Source organism: Streptomyces sp. YS-3 (assembly GCF_045257485.1).
Taxonomy (GTDB): domain Bacteria; phylum Actinomycetota; class Actinomycetes; order Streptomycetales; family Streptomycetaceae; genus Streptomyces.
Map to the genome: position 1 here is coordinate 1 of NZ_JBJHPC010000197.1, position 11,560 is coordinate 11,560.

Here is an 11,560-nt window from a genome sequence, read left to right on the forward strand (position 1 = left end):
AGCGTGGACAGCCCCGCCGCCGTCGTCGTCACGGCGGCCCCCTCGTCCCGGCCCGCCTCCCGGCAGATGTCCAGCGCCTGGTCCCGCAGGCAGTGACCCTCGTCGAGCAGCAGCAGGTCCAGTTCGCGCAGGGCCTCGCGGGGTACGTCCTCGCGCCCGCCCAGCCAGTGCTCGCGCGGCATCACCAGGACGAAGTCCTCGTCGAAGAGCGGGAGTTCATGCACCCCGGGGACGCCGAGCGGAACGGCCAGGAGCAGGACGTCGAGCCGCCCCGCCGCCAGCCCGTCCAGCAGCGACGAGGTCTGCTCCTCGTGGACCTGGAGGTCCAGCTCCGGATACCGCTCGTGGACCAGCCGCAGCACCGTCGGCAGCAGATACGGCGCCACCGTCGGGATCACCCCCAGCCGCAGCACCCCGGTGAACGGCGCCCGTACCGCCTCGGCCTCCTCCAGGAGCACCCCCACCGCGTCCAGCACCGCCTTCGCCCGGACCGCGAGCCGCTCGCCGGCGGGCGACAGGAGCACCCGGCGGGTGGTGCGCTCCAGGAGCTGCACCCCCAGCGCCTCCTCCAGCGCGGAGACCGACCCGGACAGCGCGGGCTGGCTCATCCCGATCGCCGCCGCCGCGTCCCGGAAGTGCAGATGCTCGGCCACCGCCGCGAACGCCCGCAGCTGCGCCAGGCTCGGCTGCTTGAGCGGCTTCCCGGGTTTCACCAGCTTCACCGGCGGCTGCGCCCGCTTCCCCCGGCCTCCCGGCGTCCCCGGCGTCGTCCCCGGCATCCCCGGCACTCCTTTATCTCCTGTCACTGATAAGCACCTCCGATCACGATGACCGAGTCTAGCTATTTCCCTGATCAATGCATCCTGTGCCACCATCGCTAATCCGTCCAACCCCCAGGGAAGACCTCAAAAAGGACCCTTCCCGAACGCAAGGAGAGCGCGTGCTCACTGTTGGTGACAAGTTCCCCGAGTTCGACCTGACCGCCTGCGTGTCGCTGGAGAGCGGCAAGGAGTTCGAGCAGATCAACCACAAGACCTACGAAGGCAAGTGGAAGATCGTCTTCGCGTGGCCCAAGGACTTCACCTTCGTGTGCCCGACCGAGATCGCCGCCTTCGGCAAGCTGAACGAGGAGTTCGCCGACCGTGACGCCCAGGTGCTCGGCTTCTCCGGCGACTCCGAGTTCGTCCACCACGCCTGGCGCAAGGACCACGCCGACCTGCGTGACCTGCCCTTCCCGATGATGGCCGACTCCAGGCACGAGCTGATGCGCGACCTCGGCATCGAGGGCGAGGACGGCTTCGCCAAGCGTGCCGTCTTCATCGTCGACCAGAACAACGAGATCCAGTTCTCCATGGTGACCGCCGGCTCCGTCGGCCGTAACCCCAAGGAGGTCCTGCGGGTCCTCGACGCCCTGCAGACCGACGAGCTGTGCCCGTGCAACTGGTCCAAGGGCGACGAGACCCTGGACCCGGTCGCGCTCCTCTCGGGCGAGTGAGCGGGAGTACGACATGGCTCTCGACGAACTGAAGTCCGCCCTGCCGGACTACGCCAAGGACCTCAAGCTGAACCTCGGCTCGGTCATCGGCAACAGCGAGCTCCCGGCCCAGCAGCTGTGGGGCACGGTCCTCGCCTGCGCGATCGCCTCGCGCTCGCCGAAGGTCCTGCGTGAGCTGGAGCCCGAGGCCAAGGCCAACCTCTCCCCCGAGGCGTACACCGCCGCCAAGTCCGCCGCGGCGGTCATGGCGATGAACAACGTCTTCTACCGCACCCGCCACCTGCTCTCCGACCCGGAGTACGGGACGCTGCGGGCCGGTCTGCGGATGAACGTCATCGGCAACCCGGGCGTGGAGAAGGTCGACTTCGAGCTGTGGTCGCTGGCCGTCTCCGCGGTCAACGGCTGCGGCCAGTGCCTCGACTCGCACGAGCAGGTGCTGCGCAAGGCCGGCGTCTCCCGCGAGACGATCCAGGAGGCCTTCAAGGTCGCCTCGGTGATCCAGGCGGTCGGCGTCACGCTGGACGCGGAAGCCGTCCTGGCCGAGTAGGTCCGAACAGGCTGTGCGAAGGCCCCCGCCGACATCGTCGGCGGGGGCCTTCGCGTACGTACGGCCCGGCCGCGGACCGTGGCCGAACCGGCCTCGTTACTTCTCCGCCGGAGCCGGCCCCGGCCCCGGCGCCAGCTCCGGACCGGGTTCCGGCTCCTGGTCCGTCGGCGGGTCCGCCGCCTGCCGCGCGCTGCGCAGCGCGTTCTCCTTCGCGTACGCCCGCAGGTAGCCCACCACCGTGTTCGTCACCGCCACCAGCGGGACCGCGACCACCGAGCCGCCGATGCCGCCGATCAGGCCGCCCGCGGCGACCGAGAGGACCACCGCGAGCGGGTGGACCCGTACCGCCCGGCCCAGGATGAAGGGCTGGAGCACATGGCCCTCGATCTGCTGGACCAGCAGCACCACCAGCAGCACCATCACCGCCGTGAACACGCCCTCGGTGACCAGCGCGACCACCACCGCGAGCGCGCCCGAGACGACCGCGCCGACCAGTGGGACGAAGGCGAAGAGGAAGATGAAGACGGAGAGCGGCACGGCCATCGGGACGTGCAGGAAGTAGATCCCGAGGCCGATGAAGATCGCGTCGATCAGCGCCACTATCACCGTGCCCCGGACGTACGCGGTGAGCGTGCGCCAGGCGCGCGGCCCCGCTCCGGCGACGCCCGGCCGGGCCTGGGCGGGGACCAGGTGCAGCACCCACTTCCAGATGCGCGGGCCGTCGTAGAGCAGGAACAGCGTCGAGAACATCGCCAGCAGGATGCCGGTGAGCACCTCGACGAGGACGGTCACGCCCTGGAGGCCCGCCGAGGTGATCTCGTTGGTGTTGTGGCCGATGGTGTCACTGAGGTTCTTGGCGACCTGGTTGATCTGGTCCTCGGTGACATGGAACGGGCTGTTGAGGAGCCAGCGTTTGAGCTCGTCGATGCCCGCCCGGACCTTCTCGGAGAGCGTGTCCAGATTGTCCATGACCTGCCAGACCACGAACCAGCCGATCAGGCCCATCACGATGAAGCCCGAGATCGCGGTCACCGCGGTGGCGAGGCCCCTGGGCAGCCCCATCCGCTTGAGGCGGGAGACGGTCGGCTGGAGCAGCGCGGTGATGAACAGCGCGGCCACGAACGCCAGGACCACCAGCCGTACGGCGCTGATGACCCGCATCAGCACCCACAGCGTGCCCGCGAGGATCAGCAGGCGCCAGCCGATCTCGGCGGCCACCCGCATCCCCCACGGCACGGCGTCCACGGGGTCGGGCCGCGCGGCGACCGCGGGGGCGTAGGCGGGCGGCGCCGGGACGTGTTCGGGCGCCGCCGGTTCCTCGGCCGGGGCCGCTGAATCGTCACTGCCGAGCGTCTCGGAGCCGTCCAGGCCCGCGTCCGCGTCGGCCCGCGCCTCGGTCTCCGCCCGGCGTTCGTCCAGCCGTTCTCCCATACGGGTCAGACCGGCGCCCAGCGCCCCGAGCAGCCCCGGCACTTTCGACATGATGCTGCCGTTTCCCTTTCCCCCGCTGAGCGTCCCCACCACTCCCCCCACACCGGAGTCGTCGCCTCCGACCGTACACGGGCAAAGCCCCTCACCGAAGGACGGCGAGGGGCTTCGAAAGGTTGAGTTGCCCGGGGCAAAGAATGCCGGGGACCCTAGTACCAGGTGTTGGCCTGCCAGAACGCCCAGGCGCCACAGGGGCTGTGGTAGCTGGAGTTCATGTAGTTCAGGCCCCACTTGATCTGGGTGGCCGGGTTGGTCCGCCAGTCGGAGCCCACCGACGACATCTTCGAGCCGGGGAGCGCCTGGACCAGGCCGTACGCGCCGGAGCCGGAGTTGACGGCCAGGTAGTTCCAGGTCGACTCGTGGTTCACGATGTTGCTGAAGCACTGGAACTGGTCCGCCGGCACGATCTGCCGGGCAATGGCCTTGACCTGCTCGACCGTGTACGAGCTCTGGACGGGGAACGACGCGGGGTCGCGGGTCGCGGAGCGGCTGGCGACCTGCTCCTTCTCGCGCTCCTTCGCCTTCTCCTCGGCCGACTCCTTCTTGGACTTGGCGTCCTTGGCGGCCTGGAGGCGGGCGGCCTCCTCGGCGGACTTCTTCGCCGCGGCGCTCGCCTGGGCCGACTGGGCGTCCGCCTGCTGCGTCAGGGACGCGGTCTGCACCTGGGCCTGCTGGCCCGCGGGGATGTCCGCAAGAAGCGTCGTGTCGGCGGCGGTCGCCTCGACGTTGTCGTTCGAAGCGGACTGGGGCGCGCCCGAGGCGACGCCCACGACGGCACCGACGGTGGTGACCGCAGTGGCTGACGCCACCGCGAATCCCCGGACCGAGATCCGGCTCACACGGTTTCCTTCCAGCAGCGCCCGCACTGGTGACCTGAGCGGACGCAATCGTGCCCCTGGCTCTCTCCTCCCAACTGCTCAGGTCACGGGAGGAACTGACCCGGTGGGCAACTCCCTTGCGGGAGTGCCGCGTGGTGCTCGGGCGGCATACGGCGACGCTATGGAGTTACGAGGTACAGGTGTGCCGTATGCGGGGCCTGACGGATGCAAGACTTTGCCCGAGAGCGGCGCCGCAAGGCAATTCCCCACCGCGTGTGAAACCTCACACCCCTTCAGCCCCACGTGTTTTGCGCGATTGAGCCCACGAAAAGGCGCCGCCCGGCTAAGCTCAACGGCTTCGCGGGCGGCGCCGATCCGGACGTTCAGGGTCAGATCTGGCCGTCCTCCAGCATTTCGGTCACCAGTGCGGCGATCTGCGACCGCTCGGAGCGGGTGAGGGTGACATGCGCGAAGAGCGGATGGCCCTTCAGCTTCTCGACGACGGCGACCACTCCGTCGTACCGGCCGACCCGCAGATTGTCCCGCTGGGCCACGTCATGGGTGAGCACCACACGTGAGTTCGCCCCAATACGGGACAACACGGTCAGCAGGACGTTCCGTTCGAGCGACTGGGCCTCGTCCACGATCACGAACGCGTCGTGCAGCGACCGGCCGCGGATGTGGGTGAGCGGCAGGACCTCCAGCATGCCGCGCGACGTCACCTCCTCGATCACCTCGCGCGTGGTGACCGCCGAGAGCGTGTCGAAGACCGCCTGCGCCCAGGGGCCCATCTTCTCGGCCTCGGAGCCGGGCAGATAGCCGAGCTCCTGACCGCCCACCGCGTACAGCGGGCGGAAGACCATCACCTTCTTGTGCTGGCGGCGCTCCAGGACCGCCTCCAGGCCCGCGCAGAGGGCCAGCGCGGACTTCCCGGTGCCGGCCCGGCCGCCCATCGACACGATGCCGATGTCCGGGTCGAGCAGCAGGTCCAGCGCGATGCGCTGCTCGGCGCTGCGACCGCGCAGGCCGAACGCCTCCCGGTCGCCGCGCACCAGCTTGACGTTGCCGTCGGCCGTGACGCGGCCGAGCGCCTTGCCGCGCTCGGACTGGAGCACCAGGCCGTTGTGGACCGGCAGGTCCGCGGCCTCCGGCACGTAGAGCGTCTCCTCCTCGAAGAGAAGGTCCACCTGCTCGCCCGAGAGCGACAGTTCGGACATCCCGGTGAAACCCGAGTCGGTGATGGCCAGTTCCGCCCGGTACTCCTCGGCGAGCAGGCCGACCGACGACGCCTTGATCCGCAGCGGCAGGTCCTTGGAGACGACGGTGACGTCGTACCCCTCGGCCTGGAGATTGCGGGCGACGGCGAGGATCCGTGAGTCGTTGTCCCCCAGCCTGTAGCCGGCGGGCAGCACGCCGGGATCGGAATGGTTGAGCTCGACGCGGAGCGTGCCGCCGAGGTCGCCCAGCGGGATGGGTGCGTCAAGGCGTCCGTACCGGACCCGGAAGTCGTCGAGCAGGCGCAGGGCCTGGCGCGCGAAGTAGCCGAGTTCCGGATGGTGCCTCTTCGCCTCCAGTTCCGTGACCACGACGATCGGGAGCACCACTTCGTGCTCGTCGAACCGGGCCATGGCGTTGGGGTCGGCCAGCAGGACGCTGGTGTCGAGGACGTAGGTGCGCCGGTCGGGCATGCGGCGCTTTGTGCTGGTCACCACGGAAGGACGTACCCCCTCGGAAGAGGTCGGGGTGCGACGGCGTCGCGGGGGTGGGGGCCGGGCTGTGGCCACGCTGCGCGGGCCGAGCACCGGCCCTCCGCTCCGTACGTGCACAGTGCACGCGCGTCCTGGTGCAAAGGGCCTCCCGGGTGAGCGGCCACTTCTGGCCGTTCAACTGGAGGGGGTATTCCCTCGAACAAGCGCGGCCATGCACAGGCATATGCGCTTGGTGGGGACCAATGTGACTGACTTCCGGTCAGGATCCGTCGGGACACACGTGACGGACCGTGAAGCGGTGGGGCACAAGGGGCGGGAGAGGCTGCAGGGGCGGATCAGGTCCCGTAGCGCCGGTGGCGCGCCGCGTAGTCGCGCAGGGCGCGCAGGAAGTCCACCTTGCGGAAGGCGGGCCAGAACACTTCGCAGAAGTAGTACTCGGAGTGCGCCGACTGCCACAGCATGAATCCGGACAGGCGCTGCTCGCCACTGGTGCGGATGACCAGGTCCGGGTCGGGCTGGCCGCGGGTGTAGAGGTGTTCGGAGATGCTGTCGATGGAGACGGTCTCGGCCAGCTCCTCGAAGCCGGTGCCCTTGGCCGCCGCGTCGAGCAGCAGCGAGCGGACCGCGTCCGCGATCTCCTGACGGCCGCCGTAGCCCACGGCGACGTTGACGAGTATGCCGCCGACGTCGTGCGTGGCCTGCTCGGCCTCCTTGAGCACCGACTGCGTACGCGCGGGCAGCAGGTCCATCTGGCCCACGTGGTGGACACGCCAGCGCCCGTCCGCGGCCAGGTCGCGCACCACGCCCTCGATGATGCCGAGCAGCGGGACCAGCTCGTTGTCGGGCCGGTCGAGGTTGTCCGTGGAGAGCATCCACAACGTCACGACCTCGACGTCCGTCTCCGCGCACCAGCCGAGCAGTTCGTGGATCTTGCTGGCGCCCGCCTGGTGCCCCTGCTCGGGGCTGCCGCCGGAGGCCTTGGCCCAGCGCCTGTTCCCGTCCAGGATGACGCCGATGTGCTTGGGCGCCTGGTCGTGGTCGAGGCGACCTTCCACCCGGCGTGCGTAGAGCCCGTACACCAGGTCGCGCAAGTTCACCGATTCCACCCTCTCGTTGCTTCCGGGAGCCGCCGCAGCACCGCATACGGCCCTCCCCCAGTGCCTGTACGGCCTGAGGGCACCCCCAAGGAAGGCACAGTACTGCGGACGGGTCACAGGGGCCCAACTCGGCCTGTCACAAGTCCGTGATAAGCAGGGAAACGTGACTGAATCCCTCCCCCTCCACCACATCGCCGCCGACGACCGCTACGACTCCATGGAGTACCGGCGGACCGGCCGCAGCGGTCTGAAGCTCCCCGCGCTCTCCCTGGGCCTGTGGCACAACTTCGGCGACGACCGCGCCCTGGGCTCCCAGCGCGCGATCCTGCGCCGCGCCTTCGACCTGGGCGTCACCCACTTCGACCTGGCCAACAACTACGGCCCGCCGCCCGGCTCGGCCGAGCTCAACTTCGGGAAGATCTTCGCCCAGGACTTCCGGGCGTACCGGGACGAGCTGATCATCTCCACCAAGGCCGGCTACCAGATGCACCCGGGGCCGTACGGGGAGTGGGGCTCGCGCAAGTACCTGCTCTCCTCGCTGGACGCCTCGCTCGCCCGCATGGGCCTGGAGTACGTCGACATCTTCTACTCGCACCGCTTCGACCCGGAGACCCCGCTGGAGGAGACGATGGGCGCGCTGGCGTCCGCCGTCCAGCAGGGCAAGGCGCTGTACGTGGGGGTGTCCTCGTACACCAGTGAGCAGACCGCCGAGGCGGCGCGGATCCTCAGGGAGATGGGTGTCCCGGCGCTCATCCACCAGCCGTCGTACTCGATGATCAACCGCTGGACCGAGGACGACGGCCTGCTCGACACCCTGGAGGAGGCGGGGATGGGCTGCATCTCCTTCGTGCCGCTGGCGCAGGGGCTGCTCACCGACAAGTACCTCAAGGGCATCCCGGAGGGCTCCCGGGCCACCCAGGGCAAGTCGCTCGACCCGGGTCTGCTCAGCGACGAGGTGGTGCGGCGGCTGAACGGGCTGAACGACATCGCGGTCCGGCGCGGCCAGTCGCTCGCCCAGCTGGCGATCTCCTGGGTGCTGCGCGACCCGCGGATGACGTCGGCGCTGATCGGCGCGTCGAGCGTGAAGCAGCTGGAGGAGAACGTGGCGGCCCTCGCCGGGGCGCCGCTGACGGCCGAGGAGCTGAAGGAGATCGACACCTTCGCGGTGGACACCGCGGGCACCAACATCTGGGCCGGGCGCGGCTGATCACCCGTCCGGGGCGCCGGCTCACAGCGGATCCACAGGAACCGCCGCGGCACGCCCGCCCCGAAAAAAACGGGCCGGTCCGTGGGGGGGATACGGACCGGCCCGAGGGGGGGTTTCCACCATAACCCTTCGTAAGTGATGGTGGGGGCCACGGCGTGCCGGAACTACGCTCCGAAACCGGCCGGGCACCGCGCGCCCACCTTCGAGGGCGCCCCCACAAAGGGGACCCGGCGGGGGGTCACACCCTTGACCGCGCAGGTCAGCGCGGTAATGACCGGCTCCGGCCGCACCGCGCGCACCCGGCCGCGGGGCCTGGATCCCCTGCGGATGTGCCGCGCCCCACTCACCCGGGCGGGTGAGTGGGGCGTGGGCCGGCCGGGGCGCGTCAGCGCCGGAGCAGGGTGATGCCGTCGCGCTGGGCGACGACGCGGTAGCCGTAGGCCTGTTCGGCCTTGACGAGCTCGGCCTCCTGACGCGCCCTCGGGTACGGCCAGGGGCCCGGCGGGTACGGCCAGGACTCGGGCGGCACCCGGTCGTACACGATCCACTGGGCGCTCGGCGGCGGCACCTGCGTGCCCGTGTCGTACAGCCGCCAGTGGACCGGGTAGGTCGGGAAGAGCACCACGTCGGTACGGGAGGTGAGCTGGGGCGCCAGCCGGTTGGAGGCGGCGACGGTGGCGCCGTCGGGGATGCGGTCCAGCAGCTCGTGGGCGGCGGCGATGTGCTCGGTGGAGCGCCAGGTGGAGCGGTGGACGAGCTGGGCGAGCGGGAACGACGGGATCAGGACCAGCGTGACGGCGGCGGTGGTGACGAGCGAGGCCCGCACATGGCGGCGGCCCAGGACGTCGCCGGAGCGCCGGTAGGGGGCAAGGGCGTCGGTCATGGCGGCCAGCACCACGGGCATGAGCACGGCCGTGTAGTGGAACGAGGTGCCCCAGTGGAAGGGGTTCTGCGAGAGCATCCGCCAGCCGAGGGTGGGCACCGCGATCCAGGCGAGCGGCGAGCGCAGGGCGATCAGGGCCGTCGGCGCGAAGACGAGGACCAGGGTGGTGGCCTTCACCTCGGGGCGCACGGCGTCGAGCGGGGCGAAGGCCAGGGTGGCGAGCAGTGAGCCGTGGGCGGGCTCCAGGTTGGCGGCGTGCGCGTAGGTGCCGGCCGGGCTGAAGAACGGCATCAGCACCTTGAACTCCAGCGCGCTGCCGAGCAGCCCCGCGGCGGCGGTCGCCAGACCCAGCCGGCGCCGCCCCTTCCAGGCGATGTACCCGCCGATCGCGGCGAGCGTGAGCCCCAGGTCCTCCTTGACGAGCAGCAGCGGCGCCGCCCACGCCACCGCGGCCCCCCAGCGCCGCAGCGCCAGCGCCTCCAGGGCGAACGAGACGAGCGGCACCGCGAAGCACACCTCGTGGAAGTCGAACGCCACGGCCGAGGCGATGCCCCAGCTCAGCCCGTACGCGAAGGCCACGACATGGGCCGCGCGCCGCCCCAGCGCCTGCCGGGCGCGGCGGGCGAGCGGCACGACGGCGAGCGCGAACAGGGCGGCCTGGGCGAAGAGCAGGGTGTACGGGGAGGGCGCGAGGCGGTAGAGCGGCGCCAGGACGACGAGCACCGGGTGGAAGTGGTCCCCGAGCAGGTTGAACCCCTCGCCGCGCAACGGTGAGACGGGGGCGCGCAGTTGGGCGTAGGCCTTCACGGCCTGCTCGAAGATGCCGAGGTCGTAGCCGGTGGTGCGGATCAGCGCCTGACGGCGGGCGCCGACGGTCGCGTACAGCGCGAAGAGCGCGGCGGCCCACCCCCACCACAGGAGGGCGGGCCGCCGCGTGTGGGTGTTCTTCCAGTCGGCGAGGGCGGCGGCGAGGGACCGGCGGGGTGCCGGATCACGGCTGACGACCCGGATGGTGCCCGCGGATCTGTTCGCCCTCGCCGCCCTGACCGGCCACATTGTCCGGGTTGTCCGCATCCGTTCCATATGGTCGGATGCTAGGCCGCTCAGGAGGAGCGGAGCGGCTTCCTGGCCTCGATGAGGAACCGTGTCGCATGGGCGACGAAGGGCCCGTCGGTACGGATCTGCTCGTCCAGCTCCGCCAGCCGGTCCCGGTACTCCTCGACCGTGAAGCCGGGCACCATCCAGACCACCTTGCGCAGGAAGTAGACGACGGCGCCGATGTCGTGGAACTCGGCGCGCAGCTTCTCCTGGCGCAGATCGGAGACCTGCAGCCCGGCGGCCTCGGCCTCGGCGCGGGCCCTGCCCGGGTCGCGCCTGCCCCGGACGTCCGCGGACTGCGGACCCAGGAAGTACTCGACGAGCTCGAACACACTGGCGGGTCCGACCTGTTGGGAGAAGTACGCGCCGCCCGGGGTGAGGACGCGGGCGATCTCCGTCCACCAGGTCTGGACGGGGTGACGGCTGGTCACCAGGTCGAAGGCGCCGTCAGCGAACGGGAGCGGCGGTTCGTCGGCGTCGGCGACGACCGCGACGCCGCGCGGGTGGAGCAGGGCGGTGGCCCGGGCGATGTTCGGCGGCCACCCCTCGGTGGCGACGGCGAGCGGCGGCAGCTGCGGGACGGCGGCCAGGACCTCGCCGCCGCCGGTCTGCACGTCGAGGGCGGCCGTGGCCCGGGCCCAGCGCGCCGCCATGGCACGGGCGTACCCCCAGGACGGGCGCTCCTCGGTGGCCCGTCCGTCCAGCCAGGAGAAGTCCCAGCCGTCCACCGGGGCGGACGCCGCCTCGTCGATCAGGTCTTCGAAGGTGCGGGTGTTGTGGTTGCGGATGGTTTGCGCCATATTCCGGACCCTACGCGTCTTGTCCGCCCGAGGGGCCGAATAACTGCGCGTCCGCTACGCGCCGAGGCCGCCGAGGAGCAGGCCGAGATAGGTCCCGCCGAGCATGAAGGGGCCGAACGGGATGGCCGCGCCGCGGTCGGCGCGGCGCGCCAGGATCAGCCCGAGGCCGTACGCGCCGCCGGCCGCGAATCCCGCGAAGGCGCCGGTGAACAGGACGCCCCAGCCGTACCAGCCGAGCGCCACGCCGAGACCCACGGCGAGCTTGACGTCACCGAAGCCGAGGCCGGCCGGGTGGAGGAGGAAGAGCACGAAGTACGCCCCGCCCAGGGCCAGTCCGCCGAGCAGGGCGTGTCGCCAGGAACCCGCCGGGTGCGGGGCGTACTTCGTGCTCTTCCTCCTCCACCCGGCCGGCCTCGGC

10 protein-coding genes and 1 pseudogene are annotated in these 11,560 nt (G+C 70.8%); 3 read left to right on the forward strand and 8 right to left on the reverse strand.

The features are described from left to right. Positions 1-779: LysR substrate-binding domain-containing protein (locus ACJA3G_RS17820; RefSeq protein WP_406553985.1), on the reverse strand; the 779-nt coding region annotated here is incomplete at its 3' end. A 161-nt stretch (positions 780-940) separates the two neighbouring features. On the opposite strand from ACJA3G_RS17820, the gene ACJA3G_RS17825 reads away from it, so the two are divergent. Together ACJA3G_RS17825 and ACJA3G_RS17830 are read left to right on the forward strand one after the other, a co-directional pair. After that, complete coding sequence (locus tag ACJA3G_RS17825) at positions 941-1,495, forward strand: peroxiredoxin (protein ID WP_406553986.1); 555 nt, start codon at positions 941-943, stop codon at positions 1,493-1,495. 13 nt (positions 1,496-1,508) lie between these two features. Further along, a complete protein-coding gene (locus tag ACJA3G_RS17830) occupies positions 1,509-2,042 on the forward strand; it encodes an alkyl hydroperoxide reductase (protein ID WP_406553987.1) in 534 nt (177 codons plus the stop codon). A gap of 96 nt (positions 2,043-2,138) precedes the next feature. On the opposite strand, the gene ACJA3G_RS17835 is transcribed toward ACJA3G_RS17830, so the two are convergent. The 4 genes from ACJA3G_RS17835 to ACJA3G_RS17850 form a co-directional block, all read right to left on the reverse strand. Next, on the reverse strand, positions 2,139-3,524 hold the full coding sequence (locus ACJA3G_RS17835) for an AI-2E family transporter (RefSeq protein ID WP_406553988.1): 1,386 nt from the start codon (positions 3,522-3,524) through the stop codon (positions 2,139-2,141). A 155-nt stretch (positions 3,525-3,679) separates the two neighbouring features. Next, positions 3,680-4,369, reverse strand: coding sequence for a transglycosylase SLT domain-containing protein (locus ACJA3G_RS17840; RefSeq protein ID WP_406553989.1), 690 nt, complete (start codon positions 4,367-4,369; stop codon positions 3,680-3,682). Between the two features lie 368 nt (positions 4,370-4,737). Further along, on the reverse strand, positions 4,738-6,060 hold the full coding sequence (locus ACJA3G_RS17845) for a PhoH family protein (protein ID WP_406553990.1): 1,323 nt from the start codon (positions 6,058-6,060) through the stop codon (positions 4,738-4,740). 332 nt (positions 6,061-6,392) lie between these two features. Then, positions 6,393-7,154 carry an isoprenyl transferase gene (locus ACJA3G_RS17850; protein ID WP_365109427.1) on the reverse strand — a complete coding sequence of 254 codons (762 nt, stop codon included), beginning with the start codon at positions 7,152-7,154 and terminating at the stop codon, positions 6,393-6,395. Between the two features lie 163 nt (positions 7,155-7,317). Here ACJA3G_RS17850 and mgrA point away from each other — a divergent pair, with 163 nt between their 5' ends. Beyond that, positions 7,318-8,361, forward strand: coding sequence for an L-glyceraldehyde 3-phosphate reductase (gene mgrA, locus ACJA3G_RS17855; RefSeq protein WP_406553991.1), 1,044 nt, complete (start codon positions 7,318-7,320; stop codon positions 8,359-8,361). A gap of 385 nt (positions 8,362-8,746) precedes the next feature. On the opposite strand, the gene ACJA3G_RS17860 is transcribed toward mgrA, so the two are convergent. The 3 genes and pseudogenes from ACJA3G_RS17860 to ACJA3G_RS17870 all read right to left on the reverse strand — a co-directional run. Further along, positions 8,747-10,300, reverse strand: a complete 1,554-nt coding sequence (locus tag ACJA3G_RS17860; RefSeq protein WP_406553992.1) for a DUF2079 domain-containing protein — start codon at positions 10,298-10,300, stop codon at positions 8,747-8,749. 47 nt (positions 10,301-10,347) lie between these two features. After that, complete coding sequence (locus tag ACJA3G_RS17865) at positions 10,348-11,142, reverse strand: class I SAM-dependent methyltransferase (RefSeq protein WP_406553993.1); 795 nt, start codon at positions 11,140-11,142, stop codon at positions 10,348-10,350. A gap of 54 nt (positions 11,143-11,196) precedes the next feature. After that, positions 11,197-11,560, reverse strand: a pseudogene (locus ACJA3G_RS17870) (hypothetical protein); the annotation flags it as partial.

Excerpts from the sequence above, each read along its gene's own strand:
- ACJA3G_RS17830 (WP_406553987.1), top strand. The coding sequence starts at position 1,509 with ATGGCTCTCGACGAACTGAAGTCCGCCCTGCCGGACTACGCCAAGGAC.
- ACJA3G_RS17835 (WP_406553988.1), bottom strand. The coding sequence starts at position 3,524 with ATGTCGAAAGTGCCGGGGCTGCTCGGGGCGCTGGGCGCCGGTCTGACC.
- ACJA3G_RS17860 (WP_406553992.1), bottom strand. The coding sequence starts at position 10,300 with ATGTGGCCGGTCAGGGCGGCGAGGGCGAACAGATCCGCGGGCACCATC.
- ACJA3G_RS17865 (WP_406553993.1), bottom strand. The coding sequence starts at position 11,142 with ATGGCGCAAACCATCCGCAACCACAACACCCGCACCTTCGAAGACCTG.